At 67.5% G+C, this 22755-nt stretch carries 23 protein-coding genes; 13 read left to right on the top strand and 10 right to left on the bottom strand.

Features of this window, described 5'->3' with window-relative positions; translation table 11 throughout:
- The first annotated feature begins 447 nt into the window (after nucleotides 1–447).
- The gene (locus MRBLAR12_RS11460) at nucleotides 448–621 is read left to right on the top strand and encodes a hypothetical protein (RefSeq protein WP_364746101.1); all 174 of its coding nucleotides are present in this window, start codon (nucleotides 448–450) and stop codon (nucleotides 619–621) included.
- On the opposite strand, the gene MRBLAR12_RS11455 is transcribed toward MRBLAR12_RS11460, so the two are convergent.
- Both MRBLAR12_RS11455 and MRBLAR12_RS11450 read right to left on the bottom strand, forming a co-directional pair.
- Nucleotides 618–1943, bottom strand: a complete 1326-nt coding sequence (locus MRBLAR12_RS11455; protein ID WP_364746098.1) for a carboxylesterase family protein — start codon at nucleotides 1941–1943, stop codon at nucleotides 618–620. The genes MRBLAR12_RS11460 and MRBLAR12_RS11455 overlap by 4 nt on opposite strands.
- Nucleotides 1944–1949: 6 nt before the next feature.
- Nucleotides 1950–2657: a FadR/GntR family transcriptional regulator gene (locus MRBLAR12_RS11450; RefSeq protein ID WP_364746095.1), complete on the bottom strand. Its 708-nt coding sequence runs from the start codon at nucleotides 2655–2657 to the stop codon at nucleotides 1950–1952.
- 123 nt (nucleotides 2658–2780) lie between these two features.
- Between MRBLAR12_RS11450 and MRBLAR12_RS11445 the strand changes: the two genes are divergently transcribed.
- From MRBLAR12_RS11445 to MRBLAR12_RS11435, 3 genes are all read left to right on the top strand, one after another.
- Nucleotides 2781–4193: an SLC13 family permease gene (locus tag MRBLAR12_RS11445; RefSeq protein WP_364746092.1), complete on the top strand. Its 1413-nt coding sequence runs from the start codon at nucleotides 2781–2783 to the stop codon at nucleotides 4191–4193.
- Between the two features lie 84 nt (nucleotides 4194–4277).
- On the top strand, nucleotides 4278–5567 hold the full coding sequence (locus tag MRBLAR12_RS11440; protein WP_364746089.1) for a CaiB/BaiF CoA transferase family protein: 1290 nt from the start codon (nucleotides 4278–4280) through the stop codon (nucleotides 5565–5567).
- Entirely contained in the window at nucleotides 5561–7117 is a 1557-nt protein-coding gene (locus MRBLAR12_RS11435) for a carboxyl transferase domain-containing protein (RefSeq protein WP_364746086.1), read from the top strand. The genes MRBLAR12_RS11440 and MRBLAR12_RS11435 overlap by 7 nt, the downstream gene beginning before the upstream one ends.
- Nucleotides 7118–7137: 20 nt before the next feature.
- Here the strand turns inward: MRBLAR12_RS11435 and MRBLAR12_RS11430 are convergent, their stop codons facing one another.
- Entirely contained in the window at nucleotides 7138–7884 is a 747-nt protein-coding gene (locus MRBLAR12_RS11430) for a lipoate--protein ligase family protein (RefSeq protein ID WP_229994033.1), read from the bottom strand.
- Between the two features lie 16 nt (nucleotides 7885–7900).
- Here MRBLAR12_RS11430 and MRBLAR12_RS11425 point away from each other — a divergent pair, with 16 nt between their 5' ends.
- Nucleotides 7901–8290, top strand: a complete 390-nt coding sequence (locus MRBLAR12_RS11425; protein ID WP_229994032.1) for a DUF2177 family protein — start codon at nucleotides 7901–7903, stop codon at nucleotides 8288–8290.
- 15 nt (nucleotides 8291–8305) lie between these two features.
- Here MRBLAR12_RS11425 and MRBLAR12_RS11420 read toward each other — a convergent pair whose 3' ends face one another.
- On the bottom strand, nucleotides 8306–9109 hold the full coding sequence (locus tag MRBLAR12_RS11420; RefSeq protein ID WP_229994031.1) for a thioesterase family protein: 804 nt from the start codon (nucleotides 9107–9109) through the stop codon (nucleotides 8306–8308).
- 175 nt (nucleotides 9110–9284) lie between these two features.
- Between MRBLAR12_RS11420 and MRBLAR12_RS11415 the strand changes: the two genes are divergently transcribed.
- The 6 genes from MRBLAR12_RS11415 to MRBLAR12_RS11390 all read left to right on the top strand — a co-directional run bounded on the left by MRBLAR12_RS11415 (nucleotide 9285) and on the right by MRBLAR12_RS11390 (nucleotide 15405).
- Entirely contained in the window at nucleotides 9285–10259 is a 975-nt protein-coding gene (locus MRBLAR12_RS11415) for a phosphodiester glycosidase family protein (RefSeq protein ID WP_364746082.1), read from the top strand.
- Between the two features lie 9 nt (nucleotides 10260–10268).
- A complete protein-coding gene (locus MRBLAR12_RS11410; protein WP_364746079.1) occupies nucleotides 10269–11441 on the top strand; it encodes a glycosyltransferase in 1173 nt (390 codons plus the stop codon).
- Entirely contained in the window at nucleotides 11438–12085 is a 648-nt protein-coding gene (locus MRBLAR12_RS11405) for a DUF4956 domain-containing protein (RefSeq protein ID WP_229994028.1), read from the top strand. The genes MRBLAR12_RS11410 and MRBLAR12_RS11405 overlap by 4 nt, the downstream gene beginning before the upstream one ends.
- Nucleotides 12082–12864 carry a polyphosphate polymerase domain-containing protein gene (locus tag MRBLAR12_RS11400; protein WP_364746076.1) on the top strand — a complete coding sequence of 261 codons (783 nt, stop codon included), beginning with the start codon at nucleotides 12082–12084 and terminating at the stop codon, nucleotides 12862–12864. Before MRBLAR12_RS11405 ends, MRBLAR12_RS11400 begins: the two co-directional genes overlap by 4 nt.
- A gap of 81 nt (nucleotides 12865–12945) precedes the next feature.
- A complete protein-coding gene (locus MRBLAR12_RS11395) occupies nucleotides 12946–14514 on the top strand; it encodes a carbohydrate-binding domain-containing protein (protein WP_364746074.1) in 1569 nt (522 codons plus the stop codon).
- Between the two features lie 180 nt (nucleotides 14515–14694).
- Nucleotides 14695–15405 carry an endonuclease/exonuclease/phosphatase family protein gene (locus tag MRBLAR12_RS11390; RefSeq protein WP_229994967.1) on the top strand — a complete coding sequence of 237 codons (711 nt, stop codon included), beginning with the start codon at nucleotides 14695–14697 and terminating at the stop codon, nucleotides 15403–15405.
- 42 nt (nucleotides 15406–15447) lie between these two features.
- Here the strand turns inward: MRBLAR12_RS11390 and MRBLAR12_RS11385 are convergent, their stop codons facing one another.
- On the bottom strand, nucleotides 15448–16560 hold the full coding sequence (locus MRBLAR12_RS11385; RefSeq protein ID WP_364746071.1) for an alkaline phosphatase family protein: 1113 nt from the start codon (nucleotides 16558–16560) through the stop codon (nucleotides 15448–15450).
- Nucleotides 16561–16805: 245 nt separating this feature from the next.
- On the opposite strand from MRBLAR12_RS11385, the gene MRBLAR12_RS11380 reads away from it, so the two are divergent.
- Nucleotides 16806–17846: an isopenicillin N synthase family dioxygenase gene (locus MRBLAR12_RS11380; protein WP_229994964.1), complete on the top strand. Its 1041-nt coding sequence runs from the start codon at nucleotides 16806–16808 to the stop codon at nucleotides 17844–17846.
- Between the two features lie 65 nt (nucleotides 17847–17911).
- On the opposite strand, the gene MRBLAR12_RS11375 is transcribed toward MRBLAR12_RS11380, so the two are convergent.
- The 4 genes from MRBLAR12_RS11375 to MRBLAR12_RS11360 form a co-directional block, all read right to left on the bottom strand.
- Nucleotides 17912–18379: an SRPBCC family protein gene (locus MRBLAR12_RS11375; protein ID WP_229994963.1), complete on the bottom strand. Its 468-nt coding sequence runs from the start codon at nucleotides 18377–18379 to the stop codon at nucleotides 17912–17914.
- 49 nt (nucleotides 18380–18428) lie between these two features.
- The gene (locus tag MRBLAR12_RS11370; RefSeq protein ID WP_229994962.1) at nucleotides 18429–18626 is read right to left on the bottom strand and encodes a YegP family protein; all 198 of its coding nucleotides are present in this window, start codon (nucleotides 18624–18626) and stop codon (nucleotides 18429–18431) included.
- A gap of 105 nt (nucleotides 18627–18731) precedes the next feature.
- Nucleotides 18732–20390: a DUF5671 domain-containing protein gene (locus MRBLAR12_RS11365; RefSeq protein WP_364746066.1), complete on the bottom strand. Its 1659-nt coding sequence runs from the start codon at nucleotides 20388–20390 to the stop codon at nucleotides 18732–18734.
- Complete coding sequence (locus MRBLAR12_RS11360) at nucleotides 20387–20929, bottom strand: hypothetical protein (RefSeq protein ID WP_229994960.1); 543 nt, start codon at nucleotides 20927–20929, stop codon at nucleotides 20387–20389. Before MRBLAR12_RS11360 ends, MRBLAR12_RS11365 begins: the two co-directional genes overlap by 4 nt.
- 103 nt (nucleotides 20930–21032) lie before the next feature.
- On the opposite strand from MRBLAR12_RS11360, the gene MRBLAR12_RS11355 reads away from it, so the two are divergent.
- Nucleotides 21033–22487, top strand: coding sequence for a DUF5129 domain-containing protein (locus MRBLAR12_RS11355; RefSeq protein ID WP_364746063.1), 1455 nt, complete (start codon nucleotides 21033–21035; stop codon nucleotides 22485–22487).
- 24 nt (nucleotides 22488–22511) lie between these two features.
- On the opposite strand, the gene MRBLAR12_RS11350 is transcribed toward MRBLAR12_RS11355, so the two are convergent.
- On the bottom strand, nucleotides 22512–22706 hold the full coding sequence (locus MRBLAR12_RS11350) for a DUF1918 domain-containing protein (RefSeq protein WP_091563932.1): 195 nt from the start codon (nucleotides 22704–22706) through the stop codon (nucleotides 22512–22514).
- Between the last annotated feature and the right edge of the window lie 49 nt (nucleotides 22707–22755).

The following is a 22755-nucleotide window of genomic DNA, read 5'->3' as shown; positions in this document are numbered from 1 at the left end:
CCGTGCCACCGGGACGAATCGTGCCGAGGTAGGTGACCGTGGCGTCAACTTGGACACCGCAGAGCGTGCCGACCTGATGGTCGGTCAGTTCGGTGCGCGGACCGAGACCAATGTCTTCCAGAACCCGTCCGGTGCCCGTTTCCGACAGTTCGGATGATGGACCCGGTGCCCCATCGGCGACCGACTCGCTCCCCTAATCCGAGGCAGCCCGGCATCACACCGCGCCTTCCACCCAGAGGACCTCTCCTCGATGGCCGCGGCGCTCTCCCGCGGGGAGCCAGACCGACGCGAATGACGGCGGCAACGGCGCGGGTGCGGCCCAACGCAGCCTCACATCCTCGCAGAAACTACTTCAGCTAAGCAGATACCCAATTCGAACATGTCAGCGATCTAAAGAGCCGGCCGCACAGCATTCTCCCAAGCAATGAACGACTCAACCAGCCCGCGGTGATCACCGGACGTGACGAGATCGCCCAGGCGTGGCAGGACGCCCACGCCGCCGGGCTCCGCTCCTCTGAGGGCACAGACACCACAACCACAGTAACCACAACATGGAACCGCCCGATGATCGCCCTCGGCGTCGCGGCGCTCCTCTGGGTGATCGCGGCCCAGCTGTTCTAGACCGAGCGGTACCGGAGTGAGCCGGGAATCTCGCCCCGGGCCCCCAGGCCTTCCCCGTAGGCGAACCGTGCCCACAGCGCCCGCATCGCCCGGCCGTGCGCATTGATCTCGTCCCAGGTGGCACCCGCCAGCAGGCCGGCACCCTCCCATGTCCGTTGGTGGCCGAACAGCAGCGGCAGATCAACCGTGTGCGCGGCGCCGTAGAGATTTCCCGGTGCGCGCCAGGACAGCACGTAGCTGTGGGCCCGCCCGCCTGCACGCACATGCCGCCTGGCAAACTGCCTGGCTGCCTTGCCGTACACGAGTTCCGTGACCACCCAGGTGACTGCCTTGAGTACCGCGCTGCCGGCCACGGGAATCCTGGCCACTCGGCTCAGGTGCGGGCTTCGCGGCAGAAACAGCCGGGCCTCGTCCGCCGTGTGGCCGATCAGGATGTCGATCCCGGGCGCAGCCGCATTCCAGGCCCCGTCGAGCTCGGATTCCTCGGGCAGGGGTGAATGCCCGTACTGGATCCCGAACGGCATGGCAGCCATCAGCCCGAACTTCCTCGCCGCCCGCGCAACATATTCTTCGCGGGCGACGACGTCCATCGCCGGAGTACTGGCGGTGACCGCTTCCGCGGCGACACCCATGGCGGCGTTCATCTTTTCCCGTCCCCTGGTAATACCCAGCGGGGCACTTTGAATAATGGCCCGCTGGAAGAGCGACGCCGCGCCCGGCGTCGCCATGAGGTGCGCGACGGCGTCGCCCCCGGCGGATTGCCCGAACGCGGTGACCCTGCCCGGATCGCCGCCGAACGATGCGATGTTGCGCTGCACCCACCGGAACGCCTCGATCTGATCCAGCAGGCCCAAATTGGCGGGCCGGCCAGTACTGGTGGACAAATATCCGAAGAGGCCCAGCCGGTAGGTCACCGAGACGACGATCACCCGGGTTTCGGCAACCAGCGCCGAAGGGTCGAAGATCGCCAGATCCCCCGATCCGGACGTGTAGGAGCCGCCATGCAGCCACACCATCACCGGCAGCCGCTCATCGTCGTCGAGATCGGCGGGCACGGTGATGGACAGCCGTTGGCAGTCCTCGCTGCCTGGAAGTTCGCCGTAGCGGGTGCCGAGCACGTCGTCCAGGAAGGGCACCGGGGCCTGCGGGCACGCCGGGGACAGGGATGTCGCCTCGAGCATCTCGGACCAGTCAGTTGCCGGCGCGGGCGGCTGAAACCGATCGGCTGTGGCGTAGGGAATACCGGTGGCACGCACGACGGCGCCGTCGCGCCATCCGGTGACCGGGCCACACGGCGGGTCGAAGGCAAGGTTCACAGTCATACCGGTTTAGCTGTTCTTCAGCAGGGCAACATCAGAGACCAGTTCAATGTGCTCAAGCATCGCCGCCGCGGCGGACGCCGAATCCCGGGACCTGATCGCGTCGGCGATCTTGCGGTGGGAGGCGAGCGACTGCTCGGGCCGGCCGGGCTGCGCGAGGGATTCGAGGCGCGTTTCCAGGACCATTCCGGCAATGAAAGTCATCAGCTGGGCCAAGACCGCCGAATGGGCCGCAGCGGTTACGGCCTGGTGGAACAGCTCGTCGCCACGCGCACCCCGGCCGCCCGAGGCGACTTCTGCCGCCATGGCTTCTAGGGCGTGATCGATGGCGTTCATGTCCTGCTCGGTGCGCCTGGCCGCGGCCAGCTCGGCAAGTTTGACCTCCAGCGTGCTCCGCGCTTCAACGATCTCGGGTAGACGGCTGCGGTGCTCGCGGAGGCCTTTGATCACGGACGGAACGTTGGGCCGGTAGACCAGCACCGCTCCGGTGCCGTGCTGGACGTCGATCACGCCGAGCACTTCGAGGGCCACCAGGGCCTGCGCCAGGGTTGCCCGCGAAACCCCCAGCCGCTCGGCAAGCTCCCGCTCAGCCGGCAGCGTGTCGCCGGGACCCAGCTCGGCGGACTCGATGAAGTCCATGATCTGCTCCACCAGCTGCTCATAGAGCCGGGGCCGCGAAACGCGGGAAATCTGATGCGTTGCCGCCTGCTTTTCCATGCTCGTCCTTCCAGCCTGTTCTGACCCTAAGACTACCGGAGAACTATTGACAAAGACACCTAGTGTCTAGGAGGCTAGGCCACTAAGCCAGTCAGTAAACCACTTCGATTCGGAGGAACAACGATGTCCGCTCCCGTCCTGTCCATCATCATCCTGGCGGTGATGTTCCTTCTGGCCACGGTGCTGCCGCTCAACATGGGTGCCTTGGCCTTTGTGGGTGCCTTCCTGCTGGGCTCCGTGGTGCTGGGGATGTCCACCAACGACATCCTGGCCAACTTCCCCGGCGGCCTGTTCCTGACCATCGTCGGGGTCACCTACCTGTTCGCCATCGCGCAGAACAACGGCACCATAGACCTGCTGGTGCGGGGCGCCGTTCGGCTGGTCGGCAGCAAGGTGGCGCTGATCCCGTGGGTCATGTTCGCCATCACCGCGGTGATTACCGCCGTCGGCGCCCTCTCCCCGGCCGCCGTGGCTATCATCGCGCCGATCGCCCTGAGCTTCGCCGCCAAGCATAAAATCAATCCGCTCATGATGGGCATGATGGTGGTCCACGGCGCGCAGGCCGGCGGCTTCTCCCCCATCGCCGTCTATGGCGTCACCGTCAACAGCATCATTGCCAAGACGGAGCTGGATGCAAATCCCATGGCAGTCTTCCTGGCCAGTTTCCTCTTCAACCTGGGCATCGCGCTGGTGCTGTTTGTCGTCCTCGGCGGCGGCAAACTGCTGTCCACCCCGGGCGGGCGATTGGTGGAGCAGGCCGCAGAAAAGCGCATGTCCGTCAGCGTGGGTGCCCGCGCGGCCGGCGTCACGCTGCAGGGCTCCGGCTCCGACATCTCCGCCGCCGGCGTCTCGGCCAAAGGCACCTCGGGCGGCTCCGGTGCATCCCCGGCGGCCGGTCCCGCCGGGGCCGGCGCGCATCCGGCCAACGGCGCACGTGCGTCCCTGCCCCAGCTCATCACCATCCTGGGTCTGGTCGCCCTGGCTGTCATCTCGCTCGGATTCAAAGTGGATGTCGGCTTCGTTTCGATCACCATCGCAATCGTCCTCGCCCTCGTGTCCCCCGCAGCGCAGAAGGACGCCGTCAACAAGATCAGCTGGTCCACCGTCCTGCTCATCTGCGGCATGCTCACCTTCGTGGGCGTCCTCGAAGAGGCCGGCACCATCGCATTCGTATCCGGCGGGGTGGCTGACCTTGGCATGCCCCTGCTCGCCGCCCTGCTGATCTGCTACATCGGCGCCATCGTCTCGGCCTTCGCCTCCTCCACCGCCATCCTCGCGGCCCTCATTCCACTGGCGGTGCCGTTCCTGGCCACCGGCGAGGTCGGCGCAGTCGGCGTGATCGCCGCCCTGGCCGTGGCCTCCACGATCGTGGATGTGTCCCCGTTCTCCACCAACGGCGCCCTGGTCCTGGCCAACGCGCCGGAGGACGTGGACAAGGACAGGTTCTACAAGCAGATCCTGGCGTACAGCGGCATCGTCGTCGCCGTCGGGCCGGCCATCGCCTGGCTGGTCATGGTGGTCCCCGGCTGGATGTGACCGGCTGGATGTAGCCGGCAATCCAACCAGCGCTCAAGCACACCGCACGCACCCGCAAAGACCGACCAGAGAAGGAACACGCCAATGAGCACCGAACCCACGCCCGACGCCGAAGGCCCCCTGACCGGCTATCTCGTGGTGGACCTGAGCCGAGCCCTCGCCGGCCCGCATGCCGGGATGATGCTGGCTGACCTCGGCGCGCGGGTGATCAAGGTGGAGAACCCCGGCACCGGAGACGACACCCGCGGCTGGGGCCCGCCGTTCGTGGGCCCGGAGGATGATCCGCAGGCCACGTACTTCCTGTCCTGCAACCGGAATAAGGAATCCATTGCCTTGGACTTGAAGAGCGACGACGGGCGGGCAGTGCTGCGTGAGCTGCTGGAGCGCGCCGATGTGGTCATCGAGAACTTCCGCCCCGGCGTCCTGGACCGGCTCGGGTTCTCGGCTGCGCAGATGCATGCCCTGAATCCGGCCCTGGTGGTCCTCTCCATCACGGGATTCGGGCACGACGGGCCCGAATCCCGGCGCAGCGGCTACGACCAGATCCTCCAGGGCGAGGCCGGGCTGATGTCCCTGACCGGGTCCGGGCCGGACGATCCGCAACGCGTCGGAGTCCCCATCGCCGACCTCCTCGCCGGCATGTACGGGGCCTTCGGCACCCTGGCCGCGCTGCTGCAGCGGGAGCGCACCGGCCAGGGCCAGATCGTCCGCACCTCCCTCCTCGCGGCGCTGATCGGAGTCCACGCCTTCCAGGGCACCCGGGCCACCGTTGCGGGGGAAATCCCGAGGGCCCAGGGCAACCACCACCCCTCGATTGCCCCCTACGGTCTGTTCCACTGCCGGCAGGGCCGGGTACAGATCAGCGTGGGAAGCGAAAAGCTCTGGAGCACGTTCGCCTCGACATTCGGCATCGACGCCGCGCGGCCGGAGTTCGCCAGCAACGCGGACCGCGTGCGCAACCGCGAGAAAGTCATCGAGGAAGTGGAGCGGGTGTTCTCCGATTTCGAGGCTGAGCCGCTGCTCACCAAGCTTAACGACGCCGGCATCCCGGCCGGCAAGGTCAGAACCTTGGACGAAGTCTACGAATGGGACCAGGTCCACTCGCAGGGCCTGGTGATCGATGTCGACCACAAAATCCTCGGTACCGTGAGCCTGCCGGGCCCGCCGCTGCGGTTCTTCAGCCCCGCCGGCACCGCAGAAACCACGCTGAAGACCCACACCGCACCGCCGCTGCTGGACCAGGACGGGGAGCAGATCAGGCGGTGGCTCGGGCTGACAGCCGCCCCCGGAGCCGGCACGGGCACAGGAGCCCGCACGGCCACGGGATCCGGCACAGCCACAGGTGCAGGCCAGGAAGGCCACCCGGCATGCTGACCCAGCAGAAAGTCCGGCATCTGGACGCCGCCGAACTCATCGCCGCGGTGCTCGACCCCGGCTCCTACCGGAGCTGGGACGCGCCCATCGTGGACCCCGATCCCGGCCCCGAGTACCGGCAGGAACTGGCCGCCGCCCGGGCAAAGACCGGCGTGGACGAATCCGTCCTCACAGGCGTTGGCCTCATCCGTGGCCGCCGGGTCGCCGTCATCATCAGCGAGTTCCGGTTCCTCGCCGGCTCCATCGGCCAGGCCGCGGCCGAACGGATCGTCAACGCCGTCGAACGGGCCACCCACGAAGGACTGCCCCTCCTCGCCGGCCCTGCCTCGGGCGGCACCCGCATGCAGGAAGGAACAATCGCGTTCCTCTCCATGGTCAAGATCAGCGCCGCCGTCCGCACCCACCGGCAGTCCGGGCTGCCCTACCTGGTCTACCTGCGGCATCCCACGACGGGTGGCGTCATGGCCTCTTGGGGATCCCTCGGCCACATCACCGCCGCCGAGCCCGGAGCCCTGCTCGGCTTCCTCGGACCCCGGGTCTACGAGGCCCTCCACGGCACCCCGTTCCCGGAAAACGTCCAGACCGCCGAGAACCTCTTCGACAAAGGACTGATTGACGCGGTGGTCCCGCCCCGGCAACTGTCCGACGTCGTCGACCGTGCCTTGAGCATCCTGGTCACCGGCCCCCACGCACCGATCTCCGCGCCCGCGACCATGTCCGTGGAGCCGTCCGGCGCCGGCGCCTGGGAGTCGATCGGCATCTCCCGCGATCCCCGCCGCCCGGATGTGCGGCAACTGCTGGCGTATGGCGCCCGGGACGTGCTCCCGCTCAACGGCACCGGACAGGGCGAAAAGGACCCCGGCCTCCAGCTGGCCCTGGCCCGATTCGGCCAGCAATCCTGCGTAGTCATCGGCAACACCCGGCCCAGGCCCTCCCGCACGGCGGCATCGGGACAGTCGGCGATGGGGCCGGCGTCCCTCCGGGAGGCCCGGCGCGGCATGCGCCTGGCCGAGGAACTCCGGCTGCCGCTGCTCACCATCATCGACACCGCCGGCGCCGCCCTGTCCCAAGAGGCCGAGGAAGGCGGCCTGGCCGGCGAGATCGCCCGCTCCCTCCACGACCTGATCGGCCTCAACGCGCCCACGGTGTCCGTGCTGCTCGGACAGGGAGCCGGCGGCGGGGCACTGGCCCTCCTGCCCGCGGACCGCACCATCGCGGCCCAGCACGCCTGGCTCTCCCCGCTCCCGCCCGAAGGCGCCAGCGCCATTGTCCACCGGAACACGGATTTCGCCCCGGCCATGTCTGAGGCCCAGGGCGTCAACGTCGCATCCCTGCACGCCAACGGACTCGTGGAGCACATCGTGGATGAACGCCCCGATGCCGCCGACGAGGCGCAGGCCTTCTGCCGGCGCCTCGGCCGGGCCATCGAATACGAACTCGCCACGCTCGCCAGCGCCGGAGTCAACGAACTCCTCCCTCGGCGCCTGGCGAAGTACCGCAACCTGGGCAGCGTCCTTGGCGCCGCTGCCGGAACGCCGTCGTCCGGTTGAGGGCCGGCCCTAAAGCCGGCTCAGAGCAGGCTCGAAAACTCCGCGTAGCGCAGCGGGGCGTAGCGCCCGTAGGCGGCGATCACCGCGGCCTCCACAGCGTCGACGTCGAGGCCCGGCACGAGGTCATCGGCCGCGCCCGCCGTCGCCGGGTCCCATTCGAGGCCGAGGGCGGCGTAACTCGCCTCCAGGACCGCGCGGATCGGGGCGGAGTCCGCCACCACGATCACGGAGCTGAAAAGCCAGCCGCCGGCGACCACCCGCTGGGCGGTGCCGACCAGTTTGATCCGGCGCTCCGGAGACTCCGGGTCGCTGCCGTGCACGCTGAACTCGCCGGGGCAATACTCCCCGGGGATCTCGCCGACGCCGGCGTGCACGCCCGCGTCGCGCAGCGCCTGTGCGAGCAGTTCGCCAAAGCGCGAAAACCGTCCCTTGGCCCCGGCAATCGCGTCCGCATCGGGCTCCAGGTGATCGATGACGAGCGTCCGCTCGTGGTACGCCGCCGCGCGGCCCCCGGCCTTCCGGACCAGCGGTTCGAAGCCGAGCTGCCTGCAGGCCGCGGCGGCGGCCTCGAACCCGGGCAGGTGCGTGTCGCGCTGCCCGAAAGCGACCGTGGGAACCGGCCGGTAAAGCCGCAGGGTGGGGCCCAACGCGCCTGTCTTGACCTTCTGGAGGAGCCCGAGGGCGAAGTCGAGATCGGCGGCGGCACCGAGTGATTCGTACTGCCGCACCACCGTCAGTGTCCCGGGCCCGGCTGGCGCCTGCGGCATGTTGTTATGCTCCCTTATGGTCATTCTGCAATTCCTCGTCGTAGCCGCCGCGTTCGCCATCATCGACGCCATCTGGCTCAAGACGATGAACCCGTTCTACCGCCGCCAGATTGGTGAGCTGATGGCCGACAGGCCCAATCTAGGGTACGCGGTGGCGTTCTACGTGATCTACATTGCCGGGATCGTGTTCTTTGCCCTGCGGCCAGCGCTCGACGGCGGCAGCTGGCTTAGCGCCGTGGGCTACGGCGCCGCCTTGGGCGCGTTTGCCTACGCCACCTACGACCTCACCAATGCCGCCACCCTCAAGACCTGGCCGTGGCAGCTGGTTGTGGTCGACATCCTCTGGGGCGCCGCGCTGACGGCCCTGGCGACGCTGGCCGGCTGGCTCGTCTTCCGCACGAACTAGGACCGTCCGCCCGAGCTAGGACTTGCGCAGCGTCAGGATCTGTTCGGCGCGCCCGAACGGGCCCGTGAGGTCATGCAGCACCGTGGAGGTCAGCCCGATCCCGTCCGTGCCGAATGAAACCTCGTTATCCAGCCCCAGCCACTCGCCCTCCGGCTGGCGGTACATGTGGATCTGCAGGTCCAGGTTGGGGAAGGCATAGCTGCCCTTGCCCGGCGGGACCCGCGCGGCGATTCCGTTGGCCGTGTCCACCAGGCCGACCAGCCGGGCGAGGTCGCCGCTGTCTGCCCGGTCAGTCAGCGGATAGTCGGTGCGGAGCCAGACCGTCCCCGAGCCCGCCCGGTGGCCCTCGGCGATCCGCATGTGCAGTGAGGCAATGTAACCGCCGGGCCAGATACTTGCGGCGTCGTACGGTTCGCAGTCCTCCGGCGCGGGGATCCGGGGATCCTCGAAAGCCGCGATGGCGGACGTGTCCGAGGTGATCATCCGCCAGGCCGTGGCGCGGATCGCCGTGCGGCCGCCGGCTACGAGCTCGGCCTGCACCAGCTCGATGGTCCGGCCAGGGCGCAGGGTGGAGGTCACGACCTCGAACTCGCCGCCCGGGATCAGCCCGAGGATTTCATAGCTGAGCCGTGCCATCCGCATGTCCTCGCGGGGCTCATGCCGGGCCAGGCAATCGGCCATGATGCCGGATGCGGGGGCCATGTGCTGCTCATGTTCGTTCCAGGCGCCCTGGGCTTGGATAGTGGAGCGGAATCGCCCTTCCCCCAGAACCTCATAGTAGAAATCGCCCTCGGCAAGTTCCGGTAGTGCAGCAGTCAACGTCCGCCCTTTCGCGTGGCTGGTGATTCCAGAACACACTATCCCGTCGCGCCGGCGGCACCCTGCCACACCACCGCGCCCGCGGTCCCGCCCCTACCGGCGCCAGCTGCCCTTTCACAGCTCCCGCTATACAAGGGCTCATGGCCGGTATAAGTCCGGTGCCTAGAAATAGTGCATGACTCCTGACAAGACCAAACACCGTAAGGGCGGCCGCGTGCGGCGCGCCGTGCTGGCCGGAGCCCTGGCCCTGACTCTCTCCGCGGGCGGCGCCACAGCGTGGGCGCTGGACCGCTTCGTCTTCGAGCACGTCGAAATCTCCGACGTCGCAGCCTACGAGGCGAGCCAGGGCGTGACGTCCGGCGCTGCGGACACAGCAAACACAGCAAACACAGCCGCCGAAACCACGGACACTTCGTACTCATCGGCCGACTCAAGCATCAACATCTCCACCGTCGTGACCGGCAGCGGCGACAGCACCGTGACCTACTACGTGGCCGACGTCGTCCTGAGCGACGCCACCGTCCTGCAGTCCGCGTTTGCCAACAACAGCTTCGGCGAGAACATCACGGAGACCACCTCGGACACCGCGGCCGACCACAACGCCGTCTTCGCCATCAACGGCGATTACTACGGCTTCCGGGACACCGGAATCGTCATCCGCAACGGCGTCGTCTACCGCGACGAGGGCGCCCGCCAGGGCCTGGCCTTCTACCGGGACGGCACCGTCAAGGTCTACGACGAAACCAGCACCACGGCCGCCCAGCTCGTGGCCGACGGCGTCTGGAACACGCTGTCTTTCGGACCGGCCGTCCTTGAGGACGGCCAGGTGGTGGACGGCATCGAGGACGTGGAGGTGGATACGAACGTCGGCAACCACTCCATCCAAGGCGAACAGCCCCGAACAGCCGTGGGAATCATCGGCACCAACCACCTCGTCTTCGTCGTGGTGGACGGGCGCAGCCCGGGCTACAGCGCCGGCGTCACCATGACCGGACTCGCGGGAATCATGCAGGACCTCGGCGCCACCACGGCATACAACCTGGACGGAGGCGGTTCCTCCACCATGTATTTCAACGGCCAGCTCGTCAACAGCCCGCTGGGCCAGGGCAAGGAACGCGGCACTTCCGACATCCTCTACATCGGGCAGTGAGCCGGGGCCATGATCATCCTGATCCCCGCCTACGAGCCGGACCAGCAACTGCTCCGCCTGATCCACTCGATCCTTACCGCGGCTCCGAAGCTCACCATTGTGGTGGTCGATGACGGCAGCGGCCCGGACTACCAGCCGGTGTTCGACGGCGCAACCGGGCTCGGGTGCACGGTCATCGGCTATGCCGGAAACCGGGGCAAGGGCCATGCGCTGAAGGCGGGATTCGACTTCATCGCGGACCGCTTCCCGGGCCGCGAAGTGGTCTGCGCCGACAGCGACGGCCAACACCGCGTTGAAGACATTCTCAGGGTCGCCGAACAGCTGCCTGCGGCGCCGGACGCGATGGTCCTCGGCACCCGTAACTTCAGCGGCAACGTCCCTGCCCGCAGCAAGTTGGGTAACACCGCCACCCGCTGGCTGTTCCGGCTGGCCACCGGGGAACACCTTTCCGACACCCAGACCGGGCTCCGGGGATACCCGGCGGCGATGCTCGCGTGGCTCAGGGGCGTCCCCGGCGAGCGCTACGAGTACGAACTCAACCTCCTGCTCGAGGCCAAGCAGGCCGGCTACCAGATCCGGACGGTCGGGATCGCTACCGTCTATCTTGATCACAACTCGGGCTCGCACTTCCGACCCCTGGCGGACTCGGTTCGGATTTACGCACCCCTGCTGAAGTTCCTGGCTTCTTCCCTGGCCGCGTTCATCATCGACACCGCCGCGTTCCTTGTCCTCAACGCGGTCACCGATTCGGTCCTGTTCGCCGTCGTCGGCGCCCGGGGCATGAGCTCGGCGGCGAACTTCCTCGTCAACCGGCACCTGGTGTTCCGCCATGGCCGCGAGCGCCCGGCCGCGCGGACCGGTGCCCGGTACTTCGCCTTGGTCCTCACCCTCCTGGCCGCCAACCTGGCCCTGATGTCGGCACTGGACCAGTTGGCCGTCGCGGCGGTTCCGGCGAAGCTCCTGGTGGAGGCTGCGCTGCTCGCGGTCAGCTATTGCGTGCAGCAGCGGTTCCTGTTCGCCCGGGAACAGCCGGCCGCAGACCGGACCAAAGATCTGGCCGCCAGCCATGCGGGAGCAGTAGACCCGACGCATATACCCGCCATGGTCCCGGCACAGTTCCCGCACAGCCTCAGCGGGAATCGTGGACATCAATCCACCCACCGATTCCGGAGCCTTCCATGACACCCCTTATTCTCATCGCCGCCGATCTGGCCGCCATCAGCATCCTGACCTTCGCCCTGTACCTGCGCCGGCACCGCCGCCGCGACCTCGTGGTGTCCTACCTCGGCATGAACGTGGGTGTGATGGCCGTGGCCGCCGCCCTCTCCGGCTCGGCCGCCGGGATCGGGCTCGGCCTCGGTCTCTTCGGCGTCCTCTCCATCATCCGCCTCCGCTCCACCGAACTGGCCCAGCACGAAGTGGCCTACTACTTCTCAGCCCTGGCCCTCGGACTCATCTCGGGCCTGGCGATCGAGCCGTTGTGGCTGCCGCTGTCCCTGATGGCCATGATCCTGCTGGTGATGTTCGTGGGAGACCACCCCCGCGTCCTGCCGGCCTACCGCCACCAGACGGTGGTCCTGGACCGGGCGATCGCCATCGAGGGGGAACTCTTCGCCCGCCTCGAGGAGGTCCTGCACGGCACAGTCCACTCAGCCACCGTGCAGGAACTTGACCTGGTCAACGACAAGACGATCGTCGACGTCCGCTACGCGTATCTCCCCGGCGGCGCACCCCGCAGCGTCCTGCCCAGCGCAGCGGCAAGCCCTGGGACCCGCGAGGAACTGCCGCGGCACCAGCTTGCTCCCACCACGGCCGGTGCGGCATGAGCGCCGGCATTGCCGGCAACCTCCGGCACCTGCCCGCAATCGGGCTGGAGGAACTGAACGCCGCCGCGGCGCTGCAGACCAGGGTAGACCGCAAATACGTCATCCCGGCCCAACAGGGCAAGCAACTGCTGGCGGCCTTCGACGCCGACCTCAGAATCCTGGAGATGGACGGAAAACGGACGTTTGACTACGACTCCGTCTACTTCGACACCCCACAACTGGACAGCTACATGCTGGCGGCCAGGGGCCGGCGCCGGCGCTTCAAGATCCGCACCCGGACCTACGTGGACAGCGCCGCCAGCTTCCTGGAAGTGAAAACGGAAGGCAGCCGCGAAGCCACCGTCAAGGACCGCATCCCATATGACGTGAGGGACCGCAGCCGGATCACGGCCGAGGGACTCGAATACGTCAACGACACGCTCGCGGCAACCATCGGCGATGTCCCGTCCGGACCACTGGAACCAGTACTGGAAACCCGCTACCGGCGCACCACGCTGTTCCTGCCCGGATCGGACAGCCGGGCCACTCTCGACGAGGCGGTCACCTGGCACCGCCCGGGCGGGAGCTCCTGGCTCCTCGCCGGCTCGCTCGTGCTGGAGACCAAGTCCGGCTCCACGGCTGGTCCGCTGGACCGCCATCTATGGGCCAGTGGCATCAGGCCCAGCCGCATCTCCAAGTTCGCCACCGGCATGGCCGCCCTGCGCCCCGAACTGCCGGCCAACCGCTGGAACAGAACACTGCGACGCAGCCTCCTCCTCACTCCGGCAGCGGCCGCCTGACTTCCACCTCCACGCCGAACTTTCCGCCTCACCCCAACCTCCCCGCCACTTCCCCCGCACTTCAGCAGACAAGGCCCCACCATGAACACGTTCCGCAACTACATTTCCGTCGCAGCCCTGGCACTCGCCCTCTCGCTTACTGGTTGCTCGGTGCCCGGCACGGCTTCCTCCACCGGCCAGGCCGGCACAACAGTGTCGGGCACCCAGTCCGCCGTCACGCTCGCCTCCACGGAGGAGGACACGCACTTTGATTCCGATGACCTCACCTGGGACCCTGCCAAGGAAGTGGCCGTGACACTTGGCGACGGCGCCACCACCGTGGCCGCCGGATCGACGTCGGACGCCGTCAAGGCCGCCGGCAACACGGTGACCATCAGCGCAGCCGGCACCTACCGGCTCTCCGGCAGCCTGTCCGACGGCCAGGTGGTCATCGCAGCCGGCGAAGAGGACGTTGTGCGCATCATCCTGGACGGGGCGAACATCAGCAGTTCCACTGGCTCTCCGCTCGTTGTCCAGAGCGCCAACGAGGCCATCGTCTACCTCGAGGACGGAAGCACTAACGCCATCGAAGACGCCGCCGGCTATGCGGATCAGGGAACGTACGCCCCCAACGCCGCCCTCTATTCGATGGCCGACCTGACCATCGCCGGCAACGGATCATTGACGGTGAACGGCAGGTACAACGACGGCATCGTCTCCAAGGACGGCCTGGTTCTCGCCGCAGGCAACGTCAGTGTGGATGCCGCGGACGACGGCATCAGGGGCAAGGACTACACGGTATTGCTGGACGGCGCGTACACCGTTACCGCCGGCGGCGACGGTGTGAAGGCGGACAACGACGCGGACGAGGGGCGCGGCTGGCTGCTGGTCAGCGGCGGAGCGCTGACGGTGAAGGCAGGCGACGACGGCGTCAAGGCCTTCAGCCAGCTGACAGTCACCGGCGGCACCGTCACGGTGGCAGAATCCGAAGAGGGCCTCGAAGCCGCCCACATCGCCGTCAGCGGCGGTACGGTGAACGTCACCGCCAACGACGACGGAGTGAACGCCGCCGGCGGCAGCTCCAGCACCGCCCAGGGCGGCGGCCAAGGCGGGGGGATGGGCGGCGGAATGGGCGGGGGTGACAGCGTCGGCGACTACTCCGTGGACATCAGCGGCGGCGAGGTCACCATCAACTCCGAGGGCGACGGGCTGGACTCCAACGGCAACGCCAGCATCAGCGGCGGCACCGTGGTCGTTAACGGGCCAAGCAACGACGGCAACGGCGCGCTGGACGTCAACGGTGAGCTCGCCGTCAGCGGCGGCACCGTCGCGGCGGCCGGAAGCGCCGGCATGGCGGTAACCCCGGGAACGTCCTCGACGCAGTCCGGGGCCCAGGTCACCCTGGCCACGGCGGTACCGGCCGGGACAACCATCCAGCTGGCCGATTCCAGCGGCCAGGCAGTGGCAACCTTCGTGACCTCGAAGCAGACGGCTTCCCTCGTGTTTTCCTCCGCCGCGATAACAGCCGGCGAGCAGTACACCGTCTACACCGGCGGAACGGCGCAGGTGACTGCGGGCCTGGGTGAGGGATCCCTTGACGGCGCGCAGCAGCAGGGCACAGTCACCGCCGGGGAGTACACCGCGGCGCGTGGCCCCGGCGGCCGCCCCTGAACACAGAAGGCTCGCCTGGCACCGCCGACACAGTGAACACAGCGGCCGGCGGAGGACTCGCCGGCTGCTGCGTTTCGGGCTTGGATCCGGATTCGCGTTGCGGTTATTCCCACTCGATCCACCCCGACTAGGTAGACTCGGGTGAGGTTTCAACCACTATCCACCGAAGAGGTGCTCCCCCTGCTTAGAGTCATCAGCTACAACCTCCGCAAGCACGCGGCCAGCGGCGAGCTGGTCGATCTGGCCCGCGATTTCGAGATTGATGCTTTGTGCCTCCAGGAGTGCGACACGGACGATCTGCCGGAAACCATCGGGGATCTGCACCTGGCCGACTCCACCAAGGGCAACCGGCTGGGCCTGGCGATCTACTACCGCATGAGCCGTTTCACGGCCTACGAGACCAAGACCTTCGCCCTCAAGAAGTCCATGCACGACCGCGTCCTCTCCCCCGCGCACGAGCGGCTTATCGGCACGCGCGTGACCGACAACGAGACCGATCACGGGCTCGTTATCGCATCCTTCCACGCGGCACCGCTGACGGCGTCCAACTCGCTGCGGCGGAACCAGATCCATGCCGCCCACGCCGAGCTGCTCAGCATGGGCGGAGGCCTGATGTCCCTGATGGTGGGTGACTTCAACTATCCGTTCTTCACCAAGACCCTGACAGCGCAGATGAAGGACGCCGGCTACGATCTGACGATGAGTGACCGCCGGACCTACACCCGGTACAAAGTCTTCAAGGGCCATTTCGACTTTGCCACTTCCCAGGGCCTCGAGATCGAAAGCGTGGAAACGCTGCCCCGCGGCGCCTCGGACCACCTTCCCATCCTGATCTCGGCCGAATACGGCCAGGAGGTCAACGGCAATGGTGCGGCACCCGCGGCCCCCTAGCGGCCGTTCCTGCCAGGTCGGTCCCGGCGGCCGGCGCTGCCGCTAGGAACCGGCGTTGAAGACGTCCTCGCCGAAGCTGCTCAGGCCCGGCGCCCCGGCGTACCCCAGGCGCGGGAGGGAGAAGGCGTCTTCGATGCTCGCCAGGAGGCTGAAGTGGTTGTAGGGCGTGTTCGAGGTGGTTCCGCCGTTAGCGAAGGGTGAGAGCACAAGGGCTCCTACTTTTCCGCCGGCGGTCCCTCCGGGCAGCAGTCCTGCCGGTCCCTGAGTCTTGCCCTCGGATTCGTCGAAGGTGATGACCAGCATCCCGTCCTGTTTGAAGGCCGGGGAATCCAGGATCGCCGGGACCTGCCGGCTCAACCAACTGTCGGCGGCGGCCAGTCCGCCCGCGCTGCCATCGACGCAGGGGCTGTCGTGGCCGTCATTGCAGAGATTGGGCGAAATGTAGGACAGGTTCGGCGTGGTGGCCACGGACCGGAGGTCACCGGCGAGTTCGCCAAAATCCACCACATTGCTTTGGCATTCCGGTGACGAGGTGATGGATTCAAAGTACACGAAGGGGTTATGGCGGGTAGCGTACTGGTCTCCCACTTCGGCACGCTGACTTGTGTCCCTCGAGCCAAGATCGGGATGCCGGCATGGCGTGCCCATGTCCTCCATGTAGCCCTTCCAGGTCTTGCCGGCGGTGCTGAGCTGCCCGGCCACTGTAGGGACCGACGCCGGATACACGCACCCGGTGCCCTCCGCCTGCCCCAGCGAGGCGGTCCCCGTCAGACGGAACGGGGCGTAGGTGGGGCAGTCGGCGCGGGTCATCGCGTTGGACGCCTGCCCGGAGATCTGGGCCAAGTAGTTCGGGTGCGAGTTGTGGGCGATCCCGTAGTACTCGGAAAGGAGGACGCCCTGGCTGCGAAGCGTCTGCGACAGGTACGGGGCTTCAGAGCCTGCGCCCCACACTTCGTTGTAGCCCTTGTTCTCGAGATTGATCACGAACACGTGCCCCGGCTTCGACCCGGCGCCCGCGGTGGCCGTACCCCCGGACGTGGGACCCGGGCCGCCGCCCGGCGGCGGCTCGCAGGCCGCAGCCGACACCACCAGGACTGCTGCAACCAGCAGCCGCACGGCGATTCGTCGATGAGTTTTCGTGGCATTCCGGCTCATGGATTCCGGCTTTCTGATTGACCGATCAGCGTGGCCTTGGCGGCTCCAGTGGTTGCACTCTTTCACACCGCGGTCAAGAAATCCCGCGAGGACCCTGAATTGTGGCTGTGAGGCAGCGGCAGTGAGACCGTGGCCGTGGCCGTGAGACCAGGGAACCCGCGGCCGGGAACGCGCGACGCCGGCGTTTCCGGTCCCGGGGCTGGCCTACCGTTCAGTAGTGAATGCTGTGGTGGTAGTTTGCACTCATGAGCGCACCATCGGATTCCATTCCGCTCCTGGACCTGAGCACCGCCAGAGGTCAGGACGGCACGTTTGACCCGGCGTTTATTGATGCCCTGCGCGACGCCACGCACCGGGTGGGCTTCTTCCAGTTGACGGGTTACGGAGCCTCTGCCGCCGAGGTGGACGAACTCTTCGACGTCACGCGGCGGTTCTTCGAGCTCCCGCTTGAGTCAAGGCTCGAACTCGACAACCGGCTCTCACCCCATTTCCGCGGCTACACGCGGCTGGGCCATGAAATCACCCAGGGGCGGCCGGACGCCCGCGAGCAGCTCGACTTCGGGCCCGAGCGCCCCGCCGTCGAGAACTACCCGCCGGATCAGCCGTACTGGCTGGTCCAGGGACCAAACCTGATGCCGGACCGGGCGCTGCCCGAGCTGCGCACCGTATGCATGGCCTGGGCGGACCGCATGTCCCGCGTTGGCGCAGAATTGCTCAGCGCCATTGCCGTGTCACTGCAACTGCCGGAAGGCTACTTCGACGAACCGTTCCGGGACTCACCGGCCTGGATGGCCAAACTTGTCCACTACGTCGGCGGCGTCGTCGCGGATGCCGGACCCCAGGGAGTGGGCGCCCATGCGGACTACGGCTTCGTCACCTTGCTGCTCCAGGATCAGGTCGGCGGCCTGCAGGTGCTCCCGCCGGGCAGCGACAGCTGGATTCCGGTGCAGCCGACTCCGGGGGCTTTGGTGGTCAACCTCGGGGAAATGCTGGAAGTCGCCACCCAGGGCTACCTGGCGGCCACCATCCACCGCGTCGAGGCGCCCCCGCCCGGAGTCGACCGCTACACGGTCCCCTTCTTCTTCTCGCCCCGGCTCGACGCCGTCATTGAGCCGGTGCCGCTTCCGCCCGCACTCGCGGCCCGGTCCCGGGGGCTCACGGATGATCCGGACAATCCGATGCTCGCGTCCTACGGCGCCAACGTGCTCAAAGGCTGGCTGCGGGCCCACCCCGAGGTCGCCCGGATTCATCACCCCGAACTTGTCAGGACCGCAGAGCAGCCCTGACGGCCCCAATTCCCACTGTCACCGGGATTTGCGGGCCGTCAGGTGGCGGTCCGCGGAGTCCCGGCTCAGGCTTTTCGCTGGGCGACGGCGCCAGCGAGCGAGGCGAGGCCCTTTTCGAAGTCTGCGCCGACCATCTTGTCCATGTTCATGAACAGCGCGAAGACCTTGCCGATGCCTTTGTTCTCCCCGGTCATGGTCCAGGTGACCTGGGTGCCGCTGCCGGAAGGGGCGAACGTGAAAGTGGTGGGATTGACGGCCTTGAAGGGCTTGGTGAACTCCAGGCGGATCTTGATGTTGCGCGGCTCGGCGGTATCGACAATTTCCATGGTGCCGGCGCCTGCCTTGCGGTTCCCGCTCCAGGCGTACTTGGCGCCGACGCCGGATTCGCTGCCGGAGTAGTTCCGCTCCATGGCAGGGTCAACTGACTCCCACGGAGACCACTTGGTCCATTCGTGGAAGCTGTTAACCAGCGGAAAGATGTCCTCGGCCGGTGCGGGAATGACTGCGCTGCGGGTAACTTCGTAGGTAGACATGCCGCAATCCTAGGCGGTGGCCGGCCCGACTAGGCGCAGGACAGGCGGGTCACCCCGCCTCGGCGGCCGCTTCCGTAAGGTCCACGACCGGCGACGCGGCGTTCTTCTTGACGGACTCGACGCCGCCCATGGCGCTTGCCTTGGTCTTGTAGCTCTGCGAGGAGGCGATCACCTCGCCGTTGGAGGCCTTGAGCCGGAACCGGAATCCGCCGGACTTATCTTTGTAAACCTCAAACTTGCCAGCCATCGTGCATCCCTGATTTCTCAATCGCTGTGACCGGCCGGGGAGCCGGCACGGAACAGACTAGCGCTGCCGCAACGGGCTGACCAGAGTCCATCGGATGGCCGCCCGTCAGCCCTGCAGTGGGATGACGTCGATGCCCCCGTGCTGGTCGGCAACGACGAGGACCCTGGCAGCCGCCACGCCTTCGAGTGCGGCGGCCAGCTGCTCTTCCTGCGTACCGCCAGCCCTCCGTTCCTCTCCGCCAGCAACGCCAACAGCACTGCCGTCGGCCCGCTTCCAGACTGTGACACCAGCCCCCGTGACCTCGTCGATGACACGGCGCAACGGCTCGGGATCGGAACCCGCCACGAGGATCACGCGATGGATCGTCCGCGGACGCACCGGTCCGGCCGCGGCAAGGCCAGAAGCGGCAAGAACAGTTCGGTCCTGCCGCCACACCGCAAAGTGGTATCCGAACACGAGCCCAGTGGCGACCAGAAGCCCCAGGGGTGCGCGGATCTGTTCGATGAGGCTTCCGCCGCTGACATCGCTCAGGAAGAACTCGAACATCCGGAGGCCGATCACCAGGAGCGTGACCACTGCCACCACGGCGCTCAGGCCGAACACGGCGACCAAGTAGATTCGCCGTGCGTTCAGTCCGGCGCCGGCCACAGCCACCGGCTCCAGTGGCCGCCACGCGAGCCACCAGACCGGTCCGCCCACCAGGAGGGAGCTGACTCCCGCGAGCAGCAGCGTCCGCGCCCCAGCGCCGGCCAGCGGCGTCGACGTCATGGCGAGGACCGAGTTGACGATCACGCCGATCCCGGACGCTGTCGCGACGAGGGCTACGCCGGAGGTCACCAGCCTGCCGCCCTGCACGGTGGCATCCGACCGCCGGCGCGCGATGTTGCCGTGGTAGACCCAGACGAGAGAGCCGATGGCAGCCGCGGCCACGGCCGGCGCGAGTGGCTCCAGCAGGAGCACCAGCGGCTCGGTACGGTCAAACAACAGCCGGAGGACCACGAAGAGCGCAACGCCGGATCCGGCCAGGGTGAGCACGCCCGCACCGAGCACGCCGACCGTGATGAGCGCGACCTCGGCCAGCCCGGTCCGCAGCTTTCGCCCGCCGTCGTGTTTCCAATGCCACCACCAGATACCGGTTCCGCCGGCAGCCCAGACCAGGGACTGCAGCGCCGAAACCCACCACTGCTTGCCCACCGATGCTTCAGTCGCGGCACCCCGCAGGGCGGCGTCCAACAGGGTGGACAAGGCTGAGACGGCGCCGCCCACGGCCAGCACGAGCCCCAGCACCGAGCCGAGCACCGTGGGGACGTCGGCCAGGGCTGTCGGACCCTTTCGGGGGTGACGCCACATCCACCGGTGCCAGACCCAGACCGCAGCCCACACCAGGGAGGCGGCAAAGGACAGCCGCCATCCCGGGCCATCCCCGCCGATCAGCGCGGAAAGCGTGTTTAGCACGTTGGTGGAGGCAATGAGCAGGGCAAGCAGGTAGGCGCCAGCCACGTATAGACCCCAGCCGACGGCGGACCGCTCCTCCGGGTCCTCGAGCCGCCGCCACACCGCCCACCACAAGATTGCCGCGAGCGGGCCGCCAATCAGGGCGAAAGCCAGCGAGCGCGCGAGCCCGGAGACATCGTCCGAGGCCAGTTCCGTCCCCGCCACCAGAAGGCGGCCCAGCAGTCCGCCAAGCCCGACGGCGGCGGTCACCACCAGCGCGAACAGCAGTGCGTAGGTGATCAGCCGACGCACGGTCCGTTGGGCGCTCATCGCTTCACCTGGCCCGGGCACACGCTCAGCTGCCAGGGTGCGGTGTCGATCAGCCAGCCGTTCCCCGACCGAACGAGGTCGAAGACGTCCTCGACCTGATATTCGGCGCTGCCGAAGGGACCGCCCGGCTCTGACACGGTGATGAGCACCCTGACGTCTGCGGATTCCGGCCGCTCGGTGGTGGAAACCAGCGTGACGCGCAGATTCCGGGCCACAGGGCGTGCCTCGGCGCTGCATTTGTTCCGCGCGGCGGGAGTCAAGTACGCGGCGGCGGCCGCCTCATCCCCGGCAATGGCGGCGGCGGCATAACGCTGCGCAACCCCTGCCGGCGTTGACTCCGCCAGAGGCGCAGGTTCCCCGCGGGTGAGCACAACCGTCAGCGCGACCATCACGAGCACCGCGATCGCAACCAAGATGGCCAGCAGGGTCCGGTCAGGCCGGACGGGCCGAGGTTCCAGAGTTTCCTCCGGCCGGGATTCCTCCGGCTGTGGCCCGTCAGGCTGCGGACCTTCAGGCAGTCGTTCTGGCTGCGGGCTCATGCCGCCAGTATGGACTCAGGGCCAGCCACGGTCATGATGTCTTTCGTCCCCTTTCAGCGGCGTCTGCGTCGACGCCGCTGGAGCCAGCCACTACGCTCGGAAAATGGGAATCCTGCGCAAAGCCCTCGCCGGTGTGGTTGTGCTGATAGCCGGCCTTCTCGGCGGAGCCCCCGCGGCGCTCGCCGTGACGCCGACCGCCGTCGTGGTTGAAGACCGCGCCGGCGTTTTGGATCAAAAGACGCTGCTGCCGGCAGTACAGTCCACCGACTTTTACGAGCCCACCAAAGTAGCGATCTACACGTACAACGGCACGGCCGCGGACAACCTGAACGCGGAAGTCCTGCGGTTCGCCCGCACCGAACATCCCGAATGGATCAGCGCCGACGGGCAGAAGTGGGCCGACGGGCTGTTCATCTTCGCCCTCGATCCGGTGGGCCGGCATGTGGGGACGTACATGGGTGAGGACCGGAAGGTCTCGCCCGAACAGCGCGAGGACATCCAGAACGCTTCCAAGGAACTGCTCCGGGATGCGCAGTGGACCGACGGCACCATTGCCGGGATCCGCCGCGGCGCCGAACTCATCAATCAGCCGTGGTACCGTTCCACGGCTTTCCTCGTCACGGCCTGGGCGGCGGTGGCGGCCGCAGTCTGCGCGGCTGCAGCGTGGCTGATCGTGCGGTGGCGGACCCGGGTGTCCAGCCGGAAGGACCTGGCCCGGGGCGACGCCAGCTACGCCAACGTCAGCATGGACCTGCAGGTCACCGAGCTCAACGCCAGCACCATTCCCGAGTCGTCGCGGTACGGGAGCACGGTGCTGGAGAAACACCGCACGTTCGTGAACCGCTACAACACAGCCACCGAACTTTCCAACCAGGTACATGCCTTCAGCAGCCGGGACCTGAGCCGCCGGCCCAATCTCAAACTGGTCCGGAGCTACGCCGACGCCGCGGCAGAACTGGACGCGCTGGACGACGTGATCGCCGATACCAATGCCTTGCTCAACCGGGGCTCAACCTGGCCTGCCGCCTGGGACCGCCAGCTCGCGCCGTTCCGCAGTGACCTGGACGGCCTGGAAAGCCTGCTTAGCCAGCGCAGCGCCGAGGGAACTTCAGCGACGGCGGCGGCCCTGCTGTCCTTCCGCGATGAAAGCCGGAGTGATATGGAGCGCTGGTCGGCGGAACTGGCGGACGGCTCGATCACACCCGAGACGGCGCTGGACCGGTTGCGTGACGCCCGGACCCACCTCTCGGAACTCCTGAAGAACCATGCAGACACCTTGATCGACGCCTATGCCCGCAATGACAAGGAAGCCGATCTTATGCGCCAGGAAATGGTCAGCGCGCAGGCGGGGACCAAGGCCAGATATGGCCGCGCGTACGAGCCGAGCATCCTCGGAACGGTGTACCCGTCCTACTACTTCTTCTCGGTCCCGAGCTTCAACACCGGCTTCACCACCGGCGTCAGCAGCGTCAGCAGCGCGCGCGGCGGTGGCACCACCACCGGGTACGGGTCCAGCGGCGGCAGCTTCTCCGGGTCCGGGAGCTCGTCGAGTTTCTAGGGCCGAGTTTCCAGGGCCATACGTCTAGGGCCCGCTCCCGGGCCGTTCGACGACGAAATCACCGCCGGGAAACATGATCGTCTCGTGGCCGTCGTCGAACCTGACAAGGTACGGCGGCGCACCATCGACCCCCCTCACCTCAAGGATCAGGCCGTGCCGGTCCGTGGACTCGACCGTGTGCCCCCGGATGATGATGCGGTCCCCTGCGACTGCCTTCATGGCGATCACCTGTATCTCTATTGACGCCTGTGTGCCCGAAGATCATTAT

The organism is Arthrobacter sp. LAR12-1-1.1 (assembly GCF_040676555.1).
Classification (GTDB): domain Bacteria; phylum Actinomycetota; class Actinomycetes; order Actinomycetales; family Micrococcaceae; genus Arthrobacter.
Note: the sequence above shows the minus strand (reverse complement) of the source record. Positions and strands in the feature narration are given on the sequence as shown.

Bases quoted from the DNA above. Each gene is read 5' to 3' on its own strand.
- MRBLAR12_RS11455 (WP_364746098.1), bottom strand. From the start codon at position 1,943: ATGACTGTGAACCTTGCCTTCGACCCGCCGTGTGGCCCGGTCACCGGA.
- MRBLAR12_RS11450 (WP_364746095.1), bottom strand. From the start codon at position 2,657: ATGGAAAAGCAGGCGGCAACGCATCAGATTTCCCGCGTTTCGCGGCCC.
- MRBLAR12_RS11445 (WP_364746092.1), top strand. From the start codon at position 2,781: ATGTCCGCTCCCGTCCTGTCCATCATCATCCTGGCGGTGATGTTCCTT.
- MRBLAR12_RS11440 (WP_364746089.1), top strand. From the start codon at position 4,278: ATGAGCACCGAACCCACGCCCGACGCCGAAGGCCCCCTGACCGGCTAT.
- MRBLAR12_RS11435 (WP_364746086.1), top strand. From the start codon at position 5,561: ATGCTGACCCAGCAGAAAGTCCGGCATCTGGACGCCGCCGAACTCATC.
- MRBLAR12_RS11430 (WP_229994033.1), bottom strand. From the start codon at position 7,884: ATGCCGCAGGCGCCAGCCGGGCCCGGGACACTGACGGTGGTGCGGCAG.
- MRBLAR12_RS11425 (WP_229994032.1), top strand. From the start codon at position 7,901: ATGGTCATTCTGCAATTCCTCGTCGTAGCCGCCGCGTTCGCCATCATC.
- MRBLAR12_RS11415 (WP_364746082.1), top strand. From the start codon at position 9,285: ATGACTCCTGACAAGACCAAACACCGTAAGGGCGGCCGCGTGCGGCGC.
- MRBLAR12_RS11410 (WP_364746079.1), top strand. From the start codon at position 10,269: ATGATCATCCTGATCCCCGCCTACGAGCCGGACCAGCAACTGCTCCGC.
- MRBLAR12_RS11405 (WP_229994028.1), top strand. From the start codon at position 11,438: ATGACACCCCTTATTCTCATCGCCGCCGATCTGGCCGCCATCAGCATC.
- MRBLAR12_RS11400 (WP_364746076.1), top strand. From the start codon at position 12,082: ATGAGCGCCGGCATTGCCGGCAACCTCCGGCACCTGCCCGCAATCGGG.
- MRBLAR12_RS11395 (WP_364746074.1), top strand. From the start codon at position 12,946: ATGAACACGTTCCGCAACTACATTTCCGTCGCAGCCCTGGCACTCGCC.
- MRBLAR12_RS11385 (WP_364746071.1), bottom strand. From the start codon at position 16,560: ATGAGCCGGAATGCCACGAAAACTCATCGACGAATCGCCGTGCGGCTG.
- MRBLAR12_RS11380 (WP_229994964.1), top strand. From the start codon at position 16,806: ATGAGCGCACCATCGGATTCCATTCCGCTCCTGGACCTGAGCACCGCC.
- MRBLAR12_RS11375 (WP_229994963.1), bottom strand. From the start codon at position 18,379: ATGTCTACCTACGAAGTTACCCGCAGCGCAGTCATTCCCGCACCGGCC.
- MRBLAR12_RS11370 (WP_229994962.1), bottom strand. From the start codon at position 18,626: ATGGCTGGCAAGTTTGAGGTTTACAAAGATAAGTCCGGCGGATTCCGG.
- MRBLAR12_RS11365 (WP_364746066.1), bottom strand. From the start codon at position 20,390: ATGAGCGCCCAACGGACCGTGCGTCGGCTGATCACCTACGCACTGCTG.
- MRBLAR12_RS11360 (WP_229994960.1), bottom strand. From the start codon at position 20,929: ATGAGCCCGCAGCCAGAACGACTGCCTGAAGGTCCGCAGCCTGACGGG.
- MRBLAR12_RS11355 (WP_364746063.1), top strand. From the start codon at position 21,033: ATGGGAATCCTGCGCAAAGCCCTCGCCGGTGTGGTTGTGCTGATAGCC.
- MRBLAR12_RS11350 (WP_091563932.1), bottom strand. From the start codon at position 22,706: ATGAAGGCAGTCGCAGGGGACCGCATCATCATCCGGGGGCACACGGTC.